Consider the following 22,669-nt stretch of genomic DNA (forward strand, 5'->3'; position numbering starts at 1 on the left):
TCACTGGCTCCCGGAAAGGACGTCGAGCAAGGAGTAGAACTGGCTCGGTTCATAACCCAAAGGAATCAGCTCTTTTTGAATCTCGGCCATATAGCCGTAGCTGAACACCAGGATGGCGTCGACCGGATGATCCTTGAAGTACGCGATATCGACCAGCGGGATATGCGATTTCGGCACCAGCAAGCCCGCCTTCTTGGGCTTGCGGTCGATCAGGAACGCCAGTTTGCCGGCGTTCTTCACGGCGGCCAGCGTCATCACGCCACGCCCCCCGGCGCCATAGCCGGCCAGCTTTTTGCCTTGCTGGGTGGATTTGTCGATGAACGCTTCCAGATGGCCGATGCCGGCGGCGATGTCCTGGCCGACCCGGGCATAGAAATCGATGTCCTTGAATTTTTCCGGCGTGCGCGGCTGCACGGCCGATTGCGCCCGGGCCGATGACTTCGGCGTCGCGACGATGATCAGGGAGTTGGCGCGCCGGTCCTCGTCCGGCACCAGGTCGAAATCGATGATGGTATAACCTTCGCGCTCGAACAGGGTCTGCGCGGTTTGTTCCGTCAGGTAGATTGAATGTTCATGTTCGAACAGGCAGTATTCCTGGCGGTCGATGATCTTTTCCAGGTCATGAATTTCGATCACCAGCAGGCCGTCCTCGGGATTCAACAAGCGCAAACAGGTTTCCAGGAAAGGCTTGGGCTTGGGCAGGTGGTCAAAGGTATAGGACAGCATGATCACGTCGATGCGCTGGAAATCCGCCGGCAGGGCGCCGATGGAATTTTCGTCGAACAGTCCCTGGATGCTGGAGACGCCCTTCTCCGCGGCGACCTTGCAAAGGTGCGACGACGGCTCGTAGCCCAGCACGCGGCAACCGGTCTTCTGGAACGCCAGCAGCTGCTCGCCGTCGCCAGAGCCGATCTCCAGCACGTTGACGTCCGGCCTGGACGGATAATATTTGGACCGCAGGTTCTCCGCCAGCAGGCGCATGAAGACGCTGGCCTTGCCCGAGGCGCCCACCGAATACTGATAGTCTTCGTAATAATCGCCGACATCGACGTTGTGCTGGGTCTGCGCCGTCATGCACTCGCGGCAGATATAGACCGGGATGTCGGCGCAAAATTCCCGTCCCTGGTTGGCCGGCGTGACGAAGTCGTCCGTGAAAGGCATGGCGGGAAAGTTCAGGAACTGCTGCAAGTTCGCGCAACCACAGGCGCGGCAATGGTCAATCCGGGTAATGGTGGGGGTACTCATGGCTGGTTCGCTTTCTGGTGAGCTGATTCGTTCTGGTAGGTGCGGATTTGCTGCTGCGTCACCGTTCTCATGTCGGCGCCGGCGATATATTCCTTGGCCCATTCCGTGGTCAGGCGGAGCGCCTGTCCCAGATGGATGTGGGGCTGCCAGCCCAGCTTGTTGCGGGCCTTGGAAATGTCGAGCTTGAGATAGTTGGCCTCGTGCGGCAGGTTGCCCTTGGTCTCGATCCACTGGGCGCCCCCGCCCCATAGTCGCGTCATTTCCTCCGCGATCCAGCCGACCGGTTTGCAATCGGTGTCCTCCGGGCCGAAGTTCCACGCCTGGGCAAAGCGGGGCCCGGCGCCATACAGCTGTTCGGCCAGCATCAGGTAGGCGCGCAGCGGCTCCATCACATGCTGCCATGGCCGGATCGAAGCGGTATGCTGGATCTGCACCGGCACGCCGCGGCCGAAGGCCGACACGATGTCCGGCAACAGGCGGTTGGCCGCCCAGTCGCCGCCGCCGATGACGTTGCCGGCGCGCGCGCTGGCGACCGCCACGCCATGTCTGGCATGGTCGGCCGGGTTGAAGAACGAAGAGCGATAGGAGGCCGTCAGCAACTCCGAGCAGCCCTTGCTGCTGCTGTAGGGGTCGTAGCCGCCCATGGGTTCGTCCTCGCGATAACCCCAGTCCCACTCCCGGTTTTCGTAGCACTTGTCCGTGGTGACGTTGACCACCGCCTTGACGCCGCCGGCCTGCCGCACCGCTTCGAGCAGGTGCACCGTCCCCATGACGTTGGTCGAATACGTCTCGACCGGATGCTCGTAGGAATAGCGCACCAGGGGCTGGGCCGCGAGATGCAGCACGATCTCGGCCCGGCTGGCGGCCAGGGCGGCTTGCAAACCGGACAGATCCCGGATGTCGCCGGTGAGGGAGCGCATGCCCTGCGCGACACGGGCGATCTCGAACAGGCTGGGCCGGGTTGGCGGCGGCAGCGCGTAGCCCGTGACCTCCGCGCCCAAGGCTTGCAGCCAGAGCGACAACCAGCTGCCTTTGAACCCGGTGTGGCCGGTGAGGAAAACCCGCTTGCCCTGCCAAAATCCAGGGTTCATTTCCATACCTTCCAGGGCGCCTTGCCGGATTGCCACAAGCCTTCCAGATAGGTCTGGTCGCGCTGGGTGTCCATGGGCTGCCAGAAGTTGCCGTGGTAGTAGGCGTGCAGCTGGCGGTCCTTGGCCAGGGTCTGCAGCGGAGCGCGTTCCCAGATGGTGGTGTCGTCCTCGATCAAGTCGATGACCTTGGGGGACAACACAAAGAAGCCGCCGTTGATCCAGCCGCCCTCGCCGGGCGGTTTCTCCTGGAAGCTGTTGACCTGGGTTCCATCGATTTCCAGCACGCCGAACCGGCCCGGCGGCTGCACCGCCGTCAGGGTGGCGAGCTTGCCATGCTCCTTGTGGAACTTGACCAGCGCCGAGATATCCACGTCGCTCACACCGTCGCCGTAGGTCAGGCAAAACGCCTCGTCGTCCGCCAGATAGGGCGCCACGCGCTTGATGCGGCCGCCCGTCATGGTGTCGGCGCCGGTGTCGACCAGCGTGACCTTCCACGGTTCGGCGTGGCGCTCGTGCACCTCCATGCTGTTCTTTTGCAGATCGAAGGTGACGTCCGATGTGTGCAGGAAGTAGTTGGCGAAGAATTCCTTGATCACGTAGCCGCGGTAGCCGCAGCAGATCACGAAATCGTTGATGCCGTGCGTTGAATAGGTCTTCAGGATATGCCACAGGATCGGCTTGCCGCCGATCTCCACCATGGGCTTGGGCTTGACAGTGGTTTCCTCGCTCAGCCTGGTGCCCAGGCCGCCTGCCAAAATGACTGCTTTCATGCTATCCCCTGGGTTTGATACTGCGTTGTCGATGTGTTCCGATCAGCCTGTATTGTCGGCCACATCCGTCGTATTCTAAACGAAAAGAAGGGCCGTTTTGGCCCATTAGCCTAATGGATAGGCAGTCCCGCAAATAAAAATCAGGGCGTGGTGGAAAGTAGCAACTGGTAGCCCTGGCGCATGACCTGGTGCAGCTCTTCCAGCAGCGGCGCGGCCAGCGGCGACAGCGCGCCGTACTGGGCGCACAGCAGCGCGGCGCAGGCGCCGAGACGCGAGGCCAGCAGGGTTTTGAAGTGCTGCGGCTCGGCGGCGAACAACTGTTGAGCGTGGGCGTCATACAACAGGCGCAGCTGGTCGAGCGCGCGTTCGAGCGCGTTGGCGGGGCTCGGTCCGGCCGCGTCGGCGGCCGAGGCCGGCAGGCGCCGGGTCGACAGCGCATCCGGCAGGTAGACGCAGGCGCGGCCGGCCAGCGCGGACAGCGCGGTGGCGACGTCGGGCAGGGCGTGGTAGCGGCGGCCCAGGTAGCGGCCGAAGCCGGCGCCGACGGCGCCGCGCCGCAGCAGCAGCGCGGCGGGATGGCACAGCGCGGCGCCGGCCGGGCTGTCGCCCGACAGCAGCATGGCGGCCAGCGAGACGCCGCCGACCGCGGTCTCGACGCCGAGCGGTGGCGTGGCGGGCAGGTCGTTGCCGTCGGCGTCCTGCGGCTGGCGCCAGCTGGCCACCAGGCCGATGCCGGGGTACTGCTGGTAGAACGACAGCATGCGTTTGAGCTTGTCGGCGCGCAGCGTGTCGCCGGGCGCGGCCACGGCGATGTACTGGCCCAGCGACAGCGCCAGGCAGTGGTCGAGGTTGGCGGCCGGCGCCAGGCCGGGCGCGCGGCTGTAGCGCAGCTGCGGGTGGCGTGCCAGCCATGGCGCGACGCGGGCGCGGATGGCGTCGCCGCTGCTGCTGTCGCTGACGATGATCTCGACGTGGCCATGGCTTTGCCCGACGGCGCTGCGCAGCGTGCGTTCGAGCGCGTCGGCGGCCGCGCGCGCGCGCGTGGCGGCCCGCGCGCCACTGCCGGGCCCCGCCGCGGCCGCGTCGCCGCCGGCGGCGATCAGGATGCTCACCAGCGGCAGCGTGGCGTCGCCGTGCGGCGGGCGGTCCGTCGCGCGCCGCAGCGTGCCGCGGGCCACGCGCAGGTACAGCTGCTCGAGGTCGCGCACGAAGCGCGGGCTGTCGAACAGCGCGCAGCTGTCGCGGTTGCGCGCCAGCCGCTTGCGCAACGCCCCCAGCTTGCGCGGCGCTACGGCCAGCGACACCGCCTGGTCCTCGTAGTCCTGCCGGCTGTGCGTGACCAGCTCCGGCAGCCCGGCCGCGTGCAGCAGGCTGCCCGTCATCCGCGCCGCGAAACCGCGCCCGGCGCAGGTCAGCAGCGGCAGCCCGGCCCACAGCGCGTCGCCGGCGGTGGCGCCGGCGTTGAACGGCAGCGTGTCGAGGAACAGATCGGCCGCCTGGCAGCGCGCCAGGTGCTCGGCCGGCGGCGCGCGGTCGGCGAACACCAGCCGCTCGCTCGCCAGCCCATGCCGCAGCGCCGCCACGCGCAGGTTGTCGCGCGCCTGCTCGCCGTCGGCCTGCAGCCACAGCACGCTGTCCGGTACCCGCCGCAGGATGCGCGCCCAGCTGGCGAACTGCGGCGGCGTGATCTTGTGGTTGTGGCTGAAGCAGCAGAACACAAAGCCGTGCTCCGGCAGCCCGCACGCGGCGCGGCCGGGACGCGGCCCGACCGGGCGCCGGCGGCCGTTGATCTGGAAGGTGTGCGGCAGGTACAGCGGCTGCTCGCTGAAGTATGGCGCCAGCTCCGGCGGCAGCACGAAGGCGTCGGCCAGCACGTAGTCGATGCAGTCCATGGCGCTGCTGCCGGGGAAGCCCGGCCAGGCGATCTGCACCGGCGCCGGGCGGTGCGCCAGGATGTCGGGCCGGGCGCCCGAGCCCAAGCCGTGCAGGTCGACCAGGATGTCGATTTCATGCGCGCGTATCAGCTGCGCGGCCTGCAGGTCGTCCATGCCGGCGATGCGCACCTGATGGTCCATGCCCTCGATGACGTGCTGGCGCGGCGCCGGATCCCGCTCGTCGGCCCAGCAGAAGCCATAGACCTCGACCAGCTCGCGGTCATGCAGCGCGTACAGTTCGGTGGCCGGCGCCGAGACCGCGGGCGGGCGCAAGTCCGGCGCCAAATAGCCGATGCGCAGCCTGCGGTGGGTGTAGCCGGCGCGGTCGGCCAGCGGCGCGGCGCCGCGCAGCGCCTTCCCGCCCGCATGGCGGCGCGCCGCCGCCAGCTGCAGCGCCGGATCGTCGCTGGCGCTGAGCGTGGCCAGCGCCGACGCCGCGTCCAGCAACTGCGCCGCGTCCAGTCCCGGCAGCGGCGCGAACACCGGCCAGGCGCACAGCTTCTGGCGCAGCCGCACCCAGGACGTGGCGACGGCCGGCTGGCGCGGATCGAGCAACAGGCTGCGGGTCAGCGCCTCCTCGGCCTGCGGGAGGCGGCGCAGTAGTCCGGACAGGCGGCCAATGTTGTTGAGCAGCTGGGTCCGCAGCGCGCTGGCGCCGGCCGCCTCGAGCGGCTCCAGCGCCTCGTGCCAGAGCGTCAGCGCGGCCTCCGGGCGGCGGCTGCGCTCCATCAATCCGCCCAGGCCGAGGCGCGCCTCGGCGAAATCCGGGTTGAGCTCCAGCGCGTCGCGGTAGGACTGCTCGGCGCCCCGGTCGTCGCCGGCCGAGGCCAGCAGCACGGCCAGGTTGTACAGCGCGGCGTAGTTGAGCGGCGTGTCGCAGCGGCTGAGCCACAGCCGGTACAGCGCGATGGCCTGCTCCTGCCTGCCCTGCCCGCCCAGCAGGCCGCACACGCCGAACAACTCGGTGATCGACAGCACGCCCAGTCCGGCCTGCGCAAACGCCAGCATCGCCGCCTCGGCGATGTTGCCGGCGGCCATGGCGGCGCTGAGCTGCTGGGACATGATGGACGGGGCTAGGCCCGGGGAGTATCGGCGCCGGCGCCGCCACCCGGATCGGCCAGATCCCAGCCGGCGGTGATCTCGGCCGGGTAGCCGCGCTTGAAGTGCGTGGTCCACGGATAGGCCGGATCGCCGCTGCCGTCCTTCAGGCGGATCTTGCTGGCGTCGCACAGGAACTGCGCCGGATTGCCGGCCACCACGGTGTCGGGAGCGACGTCGCGGTGCACCTTGCTGTGCGCGGCCACCAGCGCGCGCTCGCCCACGGTCACGCCCGGCAGGATCACCGACATCGCGGCGATGGCGGCGTAGTCGCCGATGGTGGCGCCGACCAGCACGTTGCTCGGCGGATGGGGATCGTTGGTCAGCACCACGTAGGGCAGCAGCCAGACGAAGTTGCCGACCCTGGACATCTTGCCGATGAAGACGTTGGACTGGCAGCGCACGTAGTCGCCGATCACGCAGTCGCCCTGGATGTCGTTCATGGTGCCGATCTGGAAGGCGACGCCGGCCACGGTCTTCTCGCGCACCACCACGCGGTGGCCGGTGACGAGCTTGTCGCCGAAGCGCGAGCCCTCGTAGAACACCGAATGCGAGCGGATGCGCGCGCCGGCGCCGATCACCAGCGGCTGGCCGTCGGCCAGCGGGGTCGGGTAGCCGATCTCGCAGTAGCCGTCGATGACCGAGCCGGCGCCGATCTCCACGTTGTCGTGGATGATGGTGAACGGGCCGACGCTGACGCCTTCCCCCAGCTTGGCCTTGGGCGAAACGATGGCGCTAGCATGAATCATGTGGTTTCCTGTCTCTTATGCCGCGCAGAACTTGCGCACCGCCGCCACCACTTCCATCGCCTGCTCGGCGGTCATGGTCGGGCCCATCGGCAGGCTCAGCACTTCCTTGTGGATGGCCTCGGCCAGCGGGAAGTCGCCCTGCTTGTAGCCCAGGTGGGCGTAGGCCGGCTGCAGGTGCGGCGGCACCGGATAGTGGACGATGGTGCCGATGCCCTGCTCGGCCAGCGCCTTGGCCAGCGCGTCGCGCTGGGCGTGGCGGACCACGTAGACGTGCCACACCGGCTCGGCCCACTCCGGCACGTGGGGCAGCGCCAGGCCGGGCAGGCCGGCCAGCTCGCGCTGGTAGATGGCGGCGATGGCGCGGCGCTTGGCGTTGTCGCCGTCCAGCTTGGGCAGCTTGACGCTCAGCAGCGCCGACTGCACCTCGTCCAGGCGCGAGTTATAGCCCGGCACCTCGTTGTAGTACTTGACCTTGGAACCGTAGTTGCGCAAGGTGCGGATCTGGTCGGCCAGCTCGTCGTCGCTGGTGGTGACGGCGCCGCCGTCGCCCAGCGCGCCCAGGTTCTTGCCCGGATAGAAGCTGAAGGCCGCCGCGTCGCCCAGCTGGCCCGCCACGCGGCCGCGGTACAGCGCGCCGTGCGCCTGGGCCGCGTCCTCGATCAGCTTCAGGCCGTGCTTGGCGGCCAACGCGATCAGCGGGTCCATGTCGGCGCTCTGGCCGTACAGGTGCACCGGCATGATGGCCTTGGTGCGCGCCGTGATGGCCGCCTCCACGCGCGCCGGGTCGATGTTGAAGCCGTCGGCGGTCGGCTCGACCGGCACCGGCGTGGCGCCGCAGTCGCTCACCGCCAGCCAGGTGGCGATGAAGGTGTTGGACGGCACGATCACCTCGTCGCCGCGGCCGATGCCGTAGGCCTTGAGGATCATGAAGATCGCGTCCAGGCCGTTGGCCACGCCGATGCCGTGCTGGCTCTTGCAGTAGGCCGCGAAGCTGGCCTCGAAGGCGCTGGTCTCGGCGCCCAGGATGTACCAGCCCGAATGCAGCACGCGCTTGAACGCGGCTTCGAGCTCGTCGGCTTGCGACAGGTTGATGGCTTTCAGGTCGAGGAAGGGGACGCTCATGGCAAAACTCGCTTAGTCGTTACTTGGGTTGTTGGTGTGCCGCGGCCACGAACTCGTCGTAGTCGTGGTAGTAGTCTTTCGGGTCGTACAGCGTGGAGGCCAGCACCACGCACACCGCGCCCGATGAGAAGTTCTCGACCTCGCGCCACATCATGCCGGGCACGTACAGGCCGTAGTAGGAGCGGTTGAGCTGGAACTTCCTGCGCTCGTAGCCGTCGTCGACGATCACGTCGAAGCTGCCCGACATCGCCACGAACAGCTGCTGCAGCTCGATGTGGCCGTGGCCGGCGCGCGCCGAGCCGCCCGGCACGTCGTACAGGTAGTACACGCGCTTGATGTCGAACGGGATGTGCACGCCGCCCTCGATCACCGACAGGTTGCCGCGCACGTCGTGGTGCGGCGGCAGTTCGATCAGCCTGCATTGGTCCATCATGATGCCGTCTCCGTTGCCGCGCGCTGCGCCGCCAGCACGTCGCGGAAGCGCTGCTGCGAGCGCCCCACCATCGGGAAGATGCCGCTCAGGCGGGCGGCCACGTCGTCCACGGTCGGCCGCATCACCGCCAGCTCATCGGGCGCGACGATGCCGATGTCGCATGACTCGATCAGCAGGTCGATGTAGTCGGAGAAGCAGTAGCCGAAGTTGGGGTTGCTGTTGATGTTGCTGTTCGATTCCAGCCGCTGGTCGCGGCGGAAGTAGGACAGCTCCTCGTCGATGTAGAACACCTTGCCGTCGCGCGCCAGGTTGAAGTAGGCGGCCACGTCGGCCAGGCCCAGGGTGCAGTCGTGCCGGTGGTAGCGGAACAGGTGGCGGCCGATCTCCCACAGCCGGTCGCGGCGGAACATGATGGAGCTGAACTCGCCGACGAAGTTGCGCATGCCCAGCACCATGCTGCGCTGCATGTCGCGCGCGTCCATGCTGCCGCTGGCCTGGTACGGCCGGCGCAGCTCGGTGCGCTCGTTGTCGACGTTGATCACCTGCGACGACGAGAACACCAGCTGGATCGCCGGGTCCATGTTCATCGTCGCCACCATGCGCTCGACGCAGAACGGATGCAGGATGTCGTCGTCGAACAGCGGCTTGATCAGCTGGCCCTTGGCGGCGAACAGCGCGGTCAGCACGTTCTGCTCGCGCAGCGCGGCGTTGCGCTGGTAGATCAGGTGGCCGGCGTACTTGGCGCACATGTCCTTGATCGCCTCGGTCGGGCAGTTGTCGCTGACCAGGATCTCGATGTTGGGATAGCTCTGTCCCAGCGCCGACTTCAGGCAAGCCTCGAAGTGGGAGGTCTTGTAGGACGGGATGACGATGCTAACTAATGGCAAACTCATATCTATGGCTCCTGTCAGGCGGCGACCGCCAGCACGATGTATTGCCACGGCAGCGCGTCTTCCACCGCCACCACCGGGTCGAGGCCGCTGGCGCCGGCCATCAGGCGGATCGCCGCCAGGTATTTCTCGCGCGCCGGCTCGTCGATGATGCGGGCGCTGCCGCCGGCGATCTGGAAGCCGGCCTGCTGGAACAGCTCCAGCATGGCGCCGCGGGTGAAGATGCGCTTGCGCGATTTCTCGATGCCGGCCGGACCGTAGCGCAGGTCGCCCGCGTTCAGCCGCGCCTGCATGCTCCAGTGCTGGAAGTTGCGGATGGTGGCGACGATCTTGCCGCCCGGCGCGATGCTGGTGCGGATCTTCTGCAGCACGGTCCACGGGTCGTTGAGCGTTTCCAGCGTCTCGTCGATGACCCAGCAGTCGGCGCCGCGCACATGGTCCCACAGGTCGGCGCCGGCGTGTTCGAGGTCGAGGTTGAAGACGAAGTCGCAATGCGGACGGGCGGCCTGGGCCTGGGCCGGCTCGGCCTCGATGCCGGTGTAGTTGCAGATCGGGTTGCGCTGCCGGTAGGCCTTGGCGAAGGCGCCGTCGCGGCAGCCGACCTCGACGATCTTGCGCGCCGCCGGCGGCACGAACTGCAACAGGTCGGCGTTGACCTCGCTGGTGGCGCTGGGCAGGTCGTAGTGGTAGCCGCCGGTGCGGATCACGGTGCCCTGCCAGTCGTGCTTGATGTAGTGGCGCGTGGCCGGCTGCGGGCTGAAGTCCTCGCGCACCCAGTCGATGCTGGCGATGAGCTCGTGGGCGCCGGCGTGGTGCAGGGCCAGCATGGTCTGGATCAGCGGTGCGCCGTGCTTGATCGGCAGCGGCCACTGGCGCACCACTTCGATGTTGGTCAGCATGCAGGCCGGGTGCAGGTAGCGCACCGGGCCGTTGTCCGGACGGTCGTAGCCCTGCTCGTCGACCAGCTGGATGCTGCCCACGCCGTACATGCCCGGCTGCAGCCGCTCGTGCAGCGATTCCAGGAAGCCGGCCTTGAGGATCTCGACGTCGGAATCGAGGAACAGCACCTCGCCCGACAGGCCGAGGTGGTTGATGGCCCAGCTCAGGCCGGGGCCGTGGTGGATGTTGTAGCCGAAGGGGATGAACTCGACGTTGTCGTGGCCGTCGGTGATGGCGCGGATCTTCTCGGCCACGTCCGGGTTGGAGCCGTCGATCACGTACACGCGGTTGGTGTAGCACCGGCGCAGCGTGCGCAGCAGCGCCTCGATCAGGTCCGGCGCGTTGTAGGAGACGGTGACGATGGGGATGTCGGCGATGCGCACCGGCTCGGCGGCCTGCGACGGTTCCTGCGGCCGCACCGCGTGTTCCGGCGCGGCCAGGCGCGGCGCGGCCGGCTTGGCCACCTTCAGCAGCGCCGCCTCCAGGTTGCGCACGAAGCGCGGGCTGTCGAACAGCGGGCAGGTCAGGCGGTTGGCGGCCAGCTGGCGCTTCATCGAGGCGATGCGGGCCGGGGCGTTGGCCAGCGCCACCGCCTTTTCCTCGTAGTCGGCGAAGTTGTCGGTGATCAGCTGCGGCAGGTCGACCGCGCGCAGCAGGCTGCCGGCCATGCGCGACGAGAAGGTCTGGCCGGCGCAGGTGAGCAGCGGCAGGCCGGCCCACAGGGCGTCGCTGGCGGTGGTGCCGGCGTTGAACGGGAAGGTGTCGAGGAACAGGTCGGCCAGCTGGTAGCGCGCCAGGTACTCGGCCGGCACCGCGCGGCTGTTGAAGATCAGGCGGTTGCGGTCGATGCCGGCCTCCTCGGCGTAGCGGTACAGGTTCTCGCGCACCTCGGGGTAGTCGGCCACCAGCCACAGCACGCTGCCCGGCACGCGGCGCAGGATGTTCATCCACACCGTGAACAGGTCGGGCGTGAACTTGAAGTTGTTGTTGAACGAGACGAAGACGAAGGCGTCCTCCGGCAGGTTGACGCTGGCGCGGGTCGGCTTGGGCGCGATCAGGCGCTGGCGGTCGTTGATCTGGAAGGTGTCGGGCAGGTACAGCGGCTGCTCGGTGAAGTCCTTGGTCATCTCCGGGGTGATCAGGAACTCGTCGGCGATCACGTAGTCGACGCCGGGCAGGCCGGTGCTGCCGGGGAAGCCGAGGTAGGTCAGCTGCACCGGCGCCGGGCGGTAGGCCAGGATGTTGGGGCGCGCGCCCAGCGTCAGGCCGTGCAGGTCGACCAGGATGTCGATCTCGTGGGCGCGGATGGTGCGGGCGGCCTGCTCGTCGGTCAGCTTGTCGATGCGGATGTAGTGGTCCATGGCCTTGACCACGCGGGCGCGGATCGGCGAGCCGTCCTCGCGGCTCCAGCTGAAGGCGTAGATCTCGAACTTGCTGCGGTCGTGCAGCTCGTACAGCTCGGCGGTGAGGATGGACACCGCGTGCGAGCAGAAGTCCGACGACAGGTAGCCGATGCGCAGGCGGCCGTGGCCGTAGCCGTGCTGGCCGGTCAGCGGGGCGACGGCGGCGTTGACCTTCTCGTTGACGAAGCGGCGCGCGGCGGCCAGCTGCTGGGCCGGATCGGCCGAGGCGCTGAGCATGGCCAGCGCCGAGGTGCCCTCCATCATGGTAGCGACCGAGATGTGTTCCAGGCCGCTGTAGACCGGCCATTCGCACTGCTTCTGGCGCAGGTGGACCCAGTGGGTCATGACGTTGGCCTGTTGCGGATCGACGCGCAGGCTCAGCGCCAGCATGGCTTCGGCCTCCGGGTAGCGCTTGCGGATTTCCAGCAGGCGGCCGAGGTTGTTCAGGGTTTGCACGTACAGCGTTGGATTGGTCTTGATGTCCGGCTGCACCTCGTCGGACAGGATGGTCTTCCACATCGCCAGCGCGTCGTCCGGGCGGCCGGTGCGTTCGAGCAGCGTGCCCAGGTTGAGGCGGGCTTCGACGAAACCGGGGTTGTGGGTGATGGCCTTGCGCAGCACCGCTTCGGCGCCGGTATCGTCGCCCGCGTTGGACAGCACCACGGCCAGGTTGAAGCAGGCGGCGTAGACCAGCGGCGAGGGCGTGTGGTCGATCCAGGCGCGGTAGAGGGCGATGGCGGCGGGCAGTTGTCCGCTTTCCTGCAACACGGCGGCGGCGCCGAACAGATCGCCGATGGACAGCGCGCCCTTGACGGCCAGCGCCATGACGGTGCCCAGCGGGCTGGTATCGGTGGGAGCGGAGGATACTTGAGTGGTCATAGCTGGGCGTAGGATGGGATGAGCCATAAAAGGGTATGCACTATCATACCTTTTTGCCGCTAACTGAGGGGCAACTTTTGGCTCAGGAGCAAGACTGTAAAACGCCGCCTGCTCAACGGATAGGCAGTGGGGTCAAGTCAGACTTGACCCCACAGGGTTTAGCGGTTGGGGACGCTGAACCAGTTGCCGGTGTTGTGTTGCTGGTCGTCGGGCTGCTTGCTCAGCGCGGCGGCGGCGCCTTGCAAGGCTTGCCGGCTGCGGTAGTGCTGCAGCGCGCCGGCCATCGCTTGTGCGTTGGCGTCGACGGTTGCCGTGTCGGACTGGCACGGCGCCGGCTGTGGCGCCGGCGCCGCGGCGGCGTCGCTGGCGTAGGCGGACAGAGCGCTGCTCAGGCCGCTCACCTGCTGCTGCAGCGTCGCCGCTGCCGTGGTCGCGGTCTTCTGCGCCAGGAACCACACGTCGGCGCTGGCGTGGCTGCTGCCATCCGTGCCGGTGTAGCTGGACGTCAGGCCCACCGCGTTGCCGTTCTGTAGCGTCAGCGCGTGCTCGGCGCCGGTGCCGATGGCGGCGATGCCCAGCTGGTCCAGCGTCTTGAGCTCGTCCGCCTGGCTGATGCCGTCGGAGTTGCCATCCACCCACACCCGCAGCGCGCCGAACGCGCTGTCGGCGCCGGTGATCTGGCCGTCGCCGTTGCTGTCGAGCGACTTGAGCGCGGCGTAGCCGTCGGCCGCCTTGCCGCCGCCGGCCAGCGTGGTGGCGCTGCCGAACAGTTCGCCGCCGTCGTTGATGACGCCGTCGCCGTTGCGGTCCAGGGCCAGCAGGCCGTCGTGGGCGTCGACCCAGCCGGTGTGCACAGCCTTGCCTTCGGCGCGGATGTCGAACTGCACCCCGGCCCCGATGCCCAGCGTTTGCACGCCGTTGCCGTCCAGGTCCAGCACCAGCGGCGTGGCGTAGTTGGTCGACGAGGCGTTCAGCGCCATGGTCTGTGTGACCGACATCACCGCCACCTGGCCGCCGGTGAAGGCGTTGGCCTGGGTGACGCTGAGCGCGGTCAGTCCCGCCGTGGTCAGCGACGGCACCTGGCCGGCCGTGAACGCGGCGATCTGGTCGGTGGTGAAGGCGATCAGCTGGCTGGTCTTCAGACCGGCCACCTGGGCGTTGGTCAGGCCGGCGATCTGCGTGGTCGACAGGTAGCCGATCTGCGTCGCCGTCAACGAACCGAGCTGGCTGGTGCTCCAGGCGCCCAGCTGCGTGGTGGTGAAGGCGTTGATCTGGTCCACCGTCAGCGCGGCGATCTGGGCGTTCTTCAGCGCCGCCATCTGCGTGGTGGTCAGCGCGGCCGCCTGGGTGCCGGTCAGCGCGTTGAGCTGGGTCGAGGTCAGCGTCTGCAGCTGCGAGGTGGTCACCGCCTGCAGCTGGTCGGTGCTGAGCACGGCCATCTGGTCCACCGTCAGCGCGGTGATCTGGCTGAGTTTGATGCTGGCCACTTGCGCCGTGGTCAGCGCCTGGATCTGCGTGTCGGACAGCGCGGCCAGCTGGGTGGTGTTCAGGTAGCCGATCTGCGTGGTGCGCAGCGCGGCGATCTGGCTGGTGCTCAGCGCGAACATCTGGTCGGCCGTCATCGCGCCCAGCTGCAGGCTGGTCAGGGCCTGGATCTGCGCGGTGTTCAGGCCGGCCAACTGGCCGGCCGCCAGGCTGCTGACCTGCAAGGTGCTCAGCGCGGCCACGTCGGCCGTCTGCAGGGCGCCGATCTGGTTGGTCGACAGCGCGACCACGGCGTTGATGCTCAGCGCGGCCGCCTGCGCCGTGCTCAGCGCGCCGAGCTGGTCGGTGCTGAGCACGTTCACCTGCGGCACGTCGATGGCGGCGATCTGCGCGGTTTTCAGACCGTGGATCTGCGCCGTCGTCAGCGCGACGGTCTGGTCGGTGGAGAGGCCGGTGAACTGGCTGGCGGTCAATGCGGCCACGTCCTGCGTGTCGAGCGCGGCCACCTGGCCGGTGCTCAACGCGGCCAGCTGGTCGGCGGTCAGCGTCGGCATCTGCGTGGTGGACAGGCCGGTGATCTGCGCCGTGGCCAGCGCGACGATCTGGTCGGTGGAGAGGCTGCTGGCCTGGGCGGTGGTCAGCGCCGCGATCTGCGCGGTTTTCAGCGCGCGCACCTGGTCGCTGGTCAGGGCCAGCAGATTGTCGGTGCTCAGGCCGTACGCCAGCTGCGCGGTGCTCAGCGCGGCGATGTGGGCGCTGTCGAGCGCCGCCACCTGGCTGCTCTGCAGGCCGGTGGCCAGCTGGCAGGTGCTGAAGGCGGCCAGCTGCGTCAGGCTCAGTGCGTTGAGCTGAGCGCTGCTCAGTTCGCTGACCTGGTCCGTGGTGAAGGCGGCGATCTGGCGCGTGGCCATGGCGTTCAGGTCCACCGTTTCCAGCGCGGCGATCTGGTCGGAAGTCAACGCGGCAACCTGCTGCGTGGACAGCGTGGACGCCTGCGCGGTGCTCAGCGCAACGATCTGGTCGGTGGTCAGCGCCTGCACCTGGCCGGTGCCCAGCGCGACCGTCTGCGCGGTGCGCAGCGCGACGATCTGGTCGGTGGTCAGGACGGCGATGCTGTCGCTGCTCAGGCCGTATGCCAGCTGCGCCGTGCCCAGCGCCGTGATGTGTGCGCTGTCCAGCGCGATCAGCTGGGCGGTGCCGAGGCCGAGGTTGATCTGGCTGGTGGTCAGCGCGGTCAGCTCGGTGGTGGTCAGCGCGTTCAGCTGGTCGCTGCCCAGCGCGGCGATCTGGTCGCTGCCCAGCGCCACCATCTGGCGCGTGCCGAAGGACGACAGGTCGGCCGTTTCCAGCGCGGTGATCTGGGCCGTGGTCAGGGCGGCCACCTGGCGCGTGGCCAGCGAGCTCGCCTGCGCGGTGGTCAGCGCGGCGATCTGGTCGGTGTTCAGTCCGCTAACGAGCTGGTCGGTGGTGAGCGCCGCGACCTGCGCGGTGCTCAGGGTGGCGAGCTGGTCGGTCAACAGCGCCTGCAGCTGGTCGCTGCCGAGCAGCGTGACCTGGGCGGTGGTCAGCGCGGCCAGGTCGACCGTTTCCAGCACGACGACCTGGTCGCTGGTGAGCGCGGTCAGCTGCACGCTGTTCAGTGCGCGCACCTGGGTGGTGCTCAGCGCGACGATCTGGTCGGTGGACAGCGCGCCGAACTGGGCGGCCAGCAGGTGGTTGACGGCGCTGGTGCTCAGCGCGGCGAACTGGTCGGTTCCCAGCGCGGCCAGCTGGTCGGTGCTCAGCGCCGGCGCCTGCACCGAGGTCAGCGCGGCCACTTGCGTGGTGCTCAGCTGGCCGAACTGCGCCGCCGTCAGCGCGCTGATCTCCTGCGTGGTCAGGCCGGTGAAGGCGCTGGTCGACAGGGCGTTGAGCTGGTCGCTGGTCAGCGCGGCGAACTGGGCCGTGCTGAAGGCGGCCAGCTGGTTGCTGTGCAGCGCCACGAAGTCCATGGTGCTGAGCGCGGCGATGTGGTTGGTGCTCAGGCCGCTGATCTGCAGCGTGCTCAAGGCGCCGACCTGGGCCGTGCCCAGGGCCTGGATGTGGTCGGTGCTCAGGGCGGCGATCTGGCCGCTGCCCAGGCCGGCGATCTGCGCGGTGGTCAGCACGCTGACCAGGTCGATGGTCAGGGCGCCGATGTTGGCGCTGCCGATGGCGGCGATCTGCGCGGACTTCAGCGCGACGAAGTCGGCCGTCTCCAGCGCGTCCAGCTGGTCGCTGCTGAGGGCGGCCACCTGCGCGGTGCTCAGCGCGGCCACCTGCATGCTGCTCAGACCCACCATCTGGTCGGTGGTGATGGCGCCGAACTGGGCGGCGTTGAGCGCGCCGATCTGCGTGCTCGACAGCGTGGCGAAGTTGTCGGTGCTGATGGCGGCGATCTGGTCGCTGCCCAGCGCGTTGAGCTGGCGGGTGGTCAGGTTGTCCACCTGCAGCGTGGTCAGCGCGGCGATCTGCGCGGTGGTCAGCGCGGCGGCCTGGGCCGAGGTCAGCGCGTCCATCTGCGCCGTGGTCAGGTTTTGCAGTTGGTCCATCGTCAGCGAGATCAGCTGGTTGGTGGTCAGCGCCTGCACCTGCGCGGTCTTCAGCGCCTGCAGGTCGTCGGTGCCGAGCGCCTGCAGCTGGTCGGTGGACAGCGTCACCAGCTGGTTGCTGCTCAGGGCGGCCGCCTGCGCCGTGGTCAGCGCGCCGATGTGGGCCAGGTCCAGTTGCGAGATCTGCAGGGTGCCCAGGGCCAGGATCTGGTTGCTCAGCAGGGCCGCCAGGTCGGGCAGCTCCAGCGCGGCCAGCTGGTCGGAACTGAGCGCGGCCAGCTGGGACGTGCCCAGCTGCGCGTATTGTTGCGTGGTCAGCGCGATGATCTGGTCGGTGGAGAGGGCGCGCAACTGCGCCGTGGTCAGCGCGTTGAGCTGCGCCGAGCCCAGGTTTTGCAACTGGTCGGCGATCAGGACGTTGAGCTGGTCGCTGCTCAGGGCGGCGATCTGCGCGGCTTTCAGCGCGTCCAGGTCGTCGCTGCTCAGGGCCTGGATCTGCGCCGAGTTCAGCGACAGCAACTGGTTGGTGGTCAGCGCCTGCGCCTGCGCGGTGGTCAGCGCGGCGATGCGGTCGGCCGCCAGCGCCTGCATCTGGCTGGTGCTCAGCACGGCGATTTGCGCGGTCTTCAGCGCGGCCAGGTCGTCGACTTCGATCACGCTCAGTTGCTGCGTGCTCAGTGCGGCCACCTGCGCCGTGCCCATGGCCACGAATTGCTGCGTGGTCAATTCGACGATCTGGTCCGAGCTCAGCGATTGGATCTGCGCGCTGCCCAGGGCGTTCAGCTGGGTGCCTCCCAGGCTTTGCAGCTGGTCGATGCCCAGCGCGGCGATCTGGTCGCTGGTGAGCGCGGCGATCTGCGCGGTCTTCAGCGCCAGCAGCTCGTCGGTGCTGAGCGCCTGCACCTGCTCGGTGGTCAGCGCGGCGACCTGCGCCGTGGCCAGGCTGGCGGCCTGCGCCGTGGTGAGCGCCTGCACCTGGTCGGTGGTCAGCTGGCTGATCTGCAGCGTTTTGAGCGCCGCCAGTTGCGCGGTCTTCATCGCGGCCAGGTCTTCCAGTTCCAGCGCGCGCAGCTGGTCGCTGCTCAGCACGCTGACGCCGGCCGTGCTCAGGCTGCCGATCTGTTTGGTGGTCAGGGCGACGATCTGGTTGGTGCCCAGCGCGGCGATCTGGTCGGTGGTGAGGCCGCCGATCTGGGCCGGGGTGAGCGCCTGGATCTGGTCGGTGGTCAGGTTGCTCAGCATGCCCAGCGCGCTCAGCTGCGCGGCGCTCAGCGCGGCGAAGTCGGACGTGCTCAACGCGCCGATCTGGTCGGATGACAGCGAGGACAGCTGGGCGGTCGACATCGAGCCGACCTGGCCGCTGGTGAGGGCCATGATCTGGTCCGTGCTCAGCAGCGTGATCTGGGCGGTGCGCAGCGCGTTGATCTGCGCGGTCTTCAGCGCGACGATCTCGTCGGTGTTGAGCGCGGCCAGCTGGCCGGCGCTCAGGCTGGCGATCTGGCCGGTGGCCAGCGCCGCGACCTGCAGCGTGCGCAAGGACGCGATCTGCGCGGTCTGCAGTCCGACGAATTGCGCCGTGCTCAGCGAGGCCAGCTGGGCCGGGGTCATCGCCTGCAGCTGGTCGGTGCTGAGCGCGTCGAGCTGGTCGGTGCCCAGCGATTGCAGCTGCGCGGTGCGCAGCGCGGCCAGGTCCTGGGTTTCCAGCGCCTGCACCTGGCCGGTGGTCATGGCCGTCAATTGCTGCGAGCTCAGGCCGGACACCTGGGTGACGCTCAGGCCGGCGATCTGGTCGCTGTTCAGCAGGACGAACTGGTCGGTGCTCAGCGCGGCCACCTGCTGCGTCTTGAGCGCGGCCAGGTCCTGGGTTTCCAGCGCGGCCAGCTGGCTGGCGCTCAGCGCGCGCACCTGGGCGGTGCCGAGGTTGGTCGCCTGCAGCGTGCTCAGCGCGACGATCTGGTCGGTGGTCAGCGCCTGGAACTGGGCGCTGCTCAGGGCCGCCATCTGCGTGATGCTCAGGGCGCGGAACTGGTCGCTGCCCAGCGCGTCGAGCTGGTCGGTGGACAGCGCCAGCACTTGGGCGGTGCGCAGCGCGGCGATGTCGCCGGTGGAGAACACCTGCAGCTGCGCGGTGCCCAGCGCGGCCAATTGGCGCGTGCTCAGGCTGGCGATCTGGGCGGTGGTCAGCGCGGCGGCCTGCGCGGTGCTGAGGCTGGCGATGACGTCGGTGCCCAGGGCGGCGAACTGCGCGGTCCTGAGCGCGGCGAAGTCCTGGCTTTCCAGCGCGTTCAGCTGGTCGCTGCCGAGGGCGGCGATTTGCTGCGTGGTCAGGTTGCTGACCTGGGCGGTGGTCAGCGCGGCCAGCTGGTCGCTGTTGAGGACGGCGATCTGCGCGGTCTTGAGCGCGGCGATCTGCGCCGTGCGCATCAGCGACAGGGCTTGCGTGCCCAGCGCCACCAGCTGGTCGCTGCCCAGCAGGGCGACCTGGGCCGTGGCCAGGCCGCTCACCTGCGCGGTGCTCAGGTTGGCGATCTGCGCGGTGGCGAACGCGGCCAGCTGGGCGCTGCCCAGCGCGGCCAGCTGGGCCGTGGTCAGGGCTTGCACCTGCGACGAGGTCAGCGCGTTCAGGTTGTCCGTGCTCAGGCCGGCGATCTGCGCGGTCTTGAGCGCGGCCAGGTCGCGCGTTTCCATCGCGACGATTTGGCTGCTGCCCAGCGACAGCAGCTGGCGCGTGCTCAGGCTGGCCACTTGCACGGTGGTCAGCGCGACGATCTGGTCGGTGCTGAGCAGGCCGATCTGGTTGCTGCCCAGCGCGGCCAGCTGCGCGGTCCGCAGCGCGGCCAGGTCGTCGGTGACGATGGCCAGCAACTGGTCGCTCGACAGCACGGCGATCTGCTGGCTGCCCAGGCCGCTGGCCTGGGCGGTGCCCAGCGCGGCGATCTGGTCGGTGGTCAGCGCGGCCAGCTGCTTGCTGGTCAGCGCGGCCAGTTGCGCGGTCTTGAGCGCTTGCAGCTGGGCGGTGGTGATGGCGGCCACGTCGGACGTGGCCAGCGCGGCGACCTGCTGCGTTTTCAGCGCGGCCAGGTCTTGCGTTTCCAGCGCGACGATCTGGTCGGTCGACAGCAGCGCCACTTGTTGGGTGGACAGCGCGCCCGCCTGCAGCGAGCTCAGCGCGACGATCTGGTCGGTGCTGACGGCGGCCAGCTGGTTCGAGCTCAGCGCGTTGAGCTGGGACGATTTCAGCGCGGCCCAGTCGGCGGTGGTCAGCACCGCCACCTGCTCGGTCAGGAGGAAACCGATCTGGGCGGTGGTGAAGGCGTTCACTTGCGCGGTGTTCAGCGCGCCCAGCTGGGCGGAGTTGAGCACGTGGATCTGGTCGGACGTCAGTTGCACGATTTGCGTGGTCTTCAGCGCGGCCACCTGGCCGACGGTCAGCGCGGCGATCGCCTTGGTGCCCAGGCCCAGCAGCTGGCTGGTCTGCAGCGCGGCGAAGTCCTGGGTCTCCATCGCGTTGAGCTGGTCGGAACTGAGCGCGTTGAGCTGGGCCGGCGTCAGCGCGCCCGCTTGCGCGGTGGTCAGGGCGACGATCAGGTCGGTGCTCAGCGCGCCCACCTGGAGCGAGGTCAGGGCGGCGATTTGCGCGGTCTTCAGCGCGGCGAAGTCGGCCGTCTCCAGCGCGTTCAGCTGGTTGGTCGACAGGGCGGCGATTTCACGCGTGCTCAGCGCGGCGGCCTGCTGGGTGGTCAGGGCGACGATCTGGTCGGTGGTCAGCGCGGCGACCTGGGCGGTGGTGAAGTTGCTCAGCTGGACGCTGGCCAGCGCGGCGAACTGCGTCGTGGTCAGGGCGGCGACGGCGTTGCTGCTCAGCGCGGCGGCCTGCTGCGATTTCAGCGCCACCAGGTCCTGGGTTGCCATCGCGGCGATCTGGTCGGTGCTCAGCACGGCGATCAGCTGGGTGGCCAGCGAGGCCACCTGCTGCGAGCTCAGGCCGGCGATCTGGACGGTGGTCAGCGCGCCGAACTGGGCGGTGCCCAGCGCGGCCAGCTGCGCCGTCCTCAGCGCGGCCAGGTCGCGGGTTTCCAGCGCGGCCAGCTGGTTGCTGCTCAGGGCGGCGACCTGGCGCGTGGTCAGCGAGGTGGCCTGGGCCGTGGTCAGGCTGACGATCTGGTCGGTGCCGAGCGCGCCGGTCTGCTGCGTGCTCAGCGCGGCCACCTGCGCGGTGGTCAGCGCGGCGACCTGGTCGGTGGTCAGGCTATGGACGTTGTTGGTGCTCAGGCCGGCCAGTTGCTGGGTGCGTAGCGCGGCCAGGTCTTGCGTGTTCATGGCGTCGAGCTGGTCGCTGCTCAGCGCCGACAGTTGCAGCGAGCTCAGGGCGTTGGCCTGCGCGGTCTTCAGCGCGGCGATCTGGTCGGTGCTGAGCGCGGCGATCAGGCTGGTGCCCATGGCGGCCAGCTGCTGCGTCTTCAACGCGGCCAGGTTGGCGGTGCTCAGCGCGCCGAGCTGGCTGGTCGACAGTGCTGCCACTTGCTGCGAGGAGAGGCCGCCGACCTGCGCGGTGCTCAGCACGGCGATCTGGTCGGTGCCGAGCGCGGCCACTTGCGCGGTCTTCAGCGCGCCCACTTGCAGCGAGCTCAAGGCGGCGATCTGGTCGGTGCCCAGCGCGGCGATGCCGTTGGTCGACAGGGCGGCGATCTGCAGCGTGCGCAGCGCGGCCAGGTCTTGCGTTTCCATCGCGGCCAGCAGGGCGGTGCCCAGCGCCGCCAGTTGTTGCGTGGCCAGGCTGGCCGCTTGCGCGGTGCTCAGGCCGGCCAATTGGGCCGTGCCCAGCGCATTGATCTGGGCGGTGCTGAAGGCGGCCACTTGCGCCGTCTTCATCGCGGCCAGGTCGCGCGTTTCAAGCGCGGCCACCTGGTCGGAGCTCAGCACGATGATTTGCGCCGTGCCCAGCGCGGCCACCTGGGCCGTGGTCAGCGCGACGATCTGGTCGGTGGAGAGGCCGCGCAGCTGGCCGCTGCGCATCGCGGCGACCTGGGCCGTGGTCAGCGCGGCGATCTGGTCGGTGCTCAAGACGGCGGTGGTGGCGGTGCTCAGCGCGTTCAGCTGCTGGCTCTTGAGCGCGGCGAAGTCCTGGGTCTCCATCGCGGCCAGCTGGGCGCTGGACATCTGGCCCAGTTGCAGCGTGGTCAGCGCGGCGGTTTGCGCGGTGGTCAGCGCGACGATCTGGTCGGTGCTGAGGGCGGCGAATTGTTTGGTGCTCAGCGCGGCGATCTGCGCGGTCTTGAGCGCGGCGAAGCCCTCGGTGCCCAGCGCGGCCAGCTGGTCGCTGCCCAGGGTGCTGATCTGCTGGGTCGACAGGTTGCTGCTTTGCGCGGTGTGCAGCGCGGCCATCTGCGCCGTGGTCAGCGCGCCCAGCAGGGTGGTGCCGAGCGCCAGCAGTTGCTGCGTGCCCAGCGCGGCGATGTCGTCGGTGGCGATGCTGGCCAGCTGGTTGCTGCTCAGTGCGGCGACCTGGCGGGTTTGCAGCGCGGCGGCCTGGCTGCTGCCCAGCGCGACGATCTGGTCGGTGCTCAGCGCGCGCACTTGCGCGGTGGACAGCGCCACCAGCTGCGCGCTGCGCAGCGCGGCGATGTCGCCGGTGCCGACCATGGCCAGCTGCTGCGTCCCCAGCGCGGCCAGCTGCACGGTCGCCAGTGCTGCGAACTGGTCGGTGGTGAGGCCGTTGACCAGCTGGTTGGTGCTCAGGCTGACGATCTGGCCGGTGGTCAGCGCCGCGATTTGTTTGGTGGTGAGGCCGTAACCCAGCTGCGCCGTGTCGAGCACCTGCAGGTTTTGCGTGGACAAGGCCCGTAACTGGCTGGTTCCAAAAGCGCCGAGCTGCTCGGTGCGCCATGCGGTCATCTGCAAGGTGCTGAGCAAAATGATGTCCGCAGTCGTCAGCGTTGCGATCTGATCGGTGCGAAGGCTGACGATTTGGTCGGTCGTTAAACCAGGTACGAGTGATGGCATGTTAAGTTATCTCCTTACGGAAATATATAGTACCGCCAATCGAACCCATGCGGAGAGT

General features: G+C 68.7%; 10 protein-coding genes. All 10 read right to left on the minus strand.

Annotation, left to right across the window (positions count from 1 at the left end; genetic code table 11):
- A complete protein-coding gene (locus AC07OK_RS18195; RefSeq protein ID WP_494691620.1) occupies nucleotides 1-1,245 on the minus strand; it encodes a methyltransferase domain-containing protein in 1,245 nt (414 codons plus the stop codon).
- A complete protein-coding gene (rfbG, locus tag AC07OK_RS18200) occupies nucleotides 1,242-2,336 on the minus strand; it encodes a CDP-glucose 4,6-dehydratase (protein WP_494691621.1) in 1,095 nt (364 codons plus the stop codon). The genes AC07OK_RS18195 and rfbG overlap by 4 nt, the downstream gene beginning before the upstream one ends.
- A complete protein-coding gene (gene rfbF / locus AC07OK_RS18205; protein WP_494691622.1) occupies nucleotides 2,333-3,106 on the minus strand; it encodes a glucose-1-phosphate cytidylyltransferase in 774 nt (257 codons plus the stop codon). The genes rfbG and rfbF overlap by 4 nt, the downstream gene beginning before the upstream one ends.
- Nucleotides 3,107-3,246: 140 nt before the next feature.
- A complete protein-coding gene (locus AC07OK_RS18210) occupies nucleotides 3,247-6,102 on the minus strand; it encodes an O-linked N-acetylglucosamine transferase family protein (RefSeq protein ID WP_494691623.1) in 2,856 nt (951 codons plus the stop codon).
- Nucleotides 6,103-6,113: 11 nt separating this feature from the next.
- Nucleotides 6,114-6,887, minus strand: coding sequence for an acyltransferase (locus AC07OK_RS18215; RefSeq protein WP_494691624.1), 774 nt, complete (start codon nucleotides 6,885-6,887; stop codon nucleotides 6,114-6,116).
- Nucleotides 6,888-6,902: 15 nt separating this feature from the next.
- Complete coding sequence (locus AC07OK_RS18220) at nucleotides 6,903-8,009, minus strand: DegT/DnrJ/EryC1/StrS family aminotransferase (RefSeq protein ID WP_494691625.1); 1,107 nt, start codon at nucleotides 8,007-8,009, stop codon at nucleotides 6,903-6,905.
- Nucleotides 8,010-8,028: 19 nt separating this feature from the next.
- Nucleotides 8,029-8,442: a sugar 3,4-ketoisomerase gene (locus AC07OK_RS18225; protein WP_494691626.1), complete on the minus strand. Its 414-nt coding sequence runs from the start codon at nucleotides 8,440-8,442 to the stop codon at nucleotides 8,029-8,031.
- Entirely contained in the window at nucleotides 8,439-9,335 is an 897-nt protein-coding gene (locus AC07OK_RS18230; protein WP_494691627.1) for a glycosyltransferase, read from the minus strand. The genes AC07OK_RS18225 and AC07OK_RS18230 overlap by 4 nt, the downstream gene beginning before the upstream one ends.
- 14 nt (nucleotides 9,336-9,349) lie before the next feature.
- Nucleotides 9,350-12,553: an O-linked N-acetylglucosamine transferase family protein gene (locus AC07OK_RS18235; protein WP_494691628.1), complete on the minus strand. Its 3,204-nt coding sequence runs from the start codon at nucleotides 12,551-12,553 to the stop codon at nucleotides 9,350-9,352.
- A 158-nt stretch (nucleotides 12,554-12,711) separates the two neighbouring features.
- The gene (locus AC07OK_RS18240) at nucleotides 12,712-22,611 is read right to left on the minus strand and encodes a beta strand repeat-containing protein (protein ID WP_494691629.1); all 9,900 of its coding nucleotides are present in this window, start codon (nucleotides 22,609-22,611) and stop codon (nucleotides 12,712-12,714) included.
- Nucleotides 22,612-22,669: the final 58 nt, after the last annotated feature.

This window comes from Duganella sp. GW821-FHT07G03 (assembly GCF_059418605.1).

What these genes read in the sequence shown, in the direction of transcription:
- AC07OK_RS18240 (WP_494691629.1), bottom strand. Translation starts at nt 22,611, where the DNA reads ATGCCATCACTCGTACCTGGTTTAACGACCGACCAAATCGTCAGCCTT.
- AC07OK_RS18225 (WP_494691626.1), bottom strand. Translation starts at nt 8,442, where the DNA reads ATGATGGACCAATGCAGGCTGATCGAACTGCCGCCGCACCACGACGTG.
- AC07OK_RS18230 (WP_494691627.1), bottom strand. Translation starts at nt 9,335, where the DNA reads ATGAGTTTGCCATTAGTTAGCATCGTCATCCCGTCCTACAAGACCTCC.
- AC07OK_RS18220 (WP_494691625.1), bottom strand. Translation starts at nt 8,009, where the DNA reads ATGAGCGTCCCCTTCCTCGACCTGAAAGCCATCAACCTGTCGCAAGCC.
- AC07OK_RS18235 (WP_494691628.1), bottom strand. Translation starts at nt 12,553, where the DNA reads ATGACCACTCAAGTATCCTCCGCTCCCACCGATACCAGCCCGCTGGGC.
- rfbF (WP_494691622.1), bottom strand. Translation starts at nt 3,106, where the DNA reads ATGAAAGCAGTCATTTTGGCAGGCGGCCTGGGCACCAGGCTGAGCGAG.
- rfbG (WP_494691621.1), bottom strand. Translation starts at nt 2,336, where the DNA reads ATGAACCCTGGATTTTGGCAGGGCAAGCGGGTTTTCCTCACCGGCCAC.
- AC07OK_RS18195 (WP_494691620.1), bottom strand. Translation starts at nt 1,245, where the DNA reads ATGAGTACCCCCACCATTACCCGGATTGACCATTGCCGCGCCTGTGGT.
- AC07OK_RS18215 (WP_494691624.1), bottom strand. Translation starts at nt 6,887, where the DNA reads ATGATTCATGCTAGCGCCATCGTTTCGCCCAAGGCCAAGCTGGGGGAA.
- AC07OK_RS18210 (WP_494691623.1), bottom strand. Translation starts at nt 6,102, where the DNA reads ATGTCCCAGCAGCTCAGCGCCGCCATGGCCGCCGGCAACATCGCCGAG.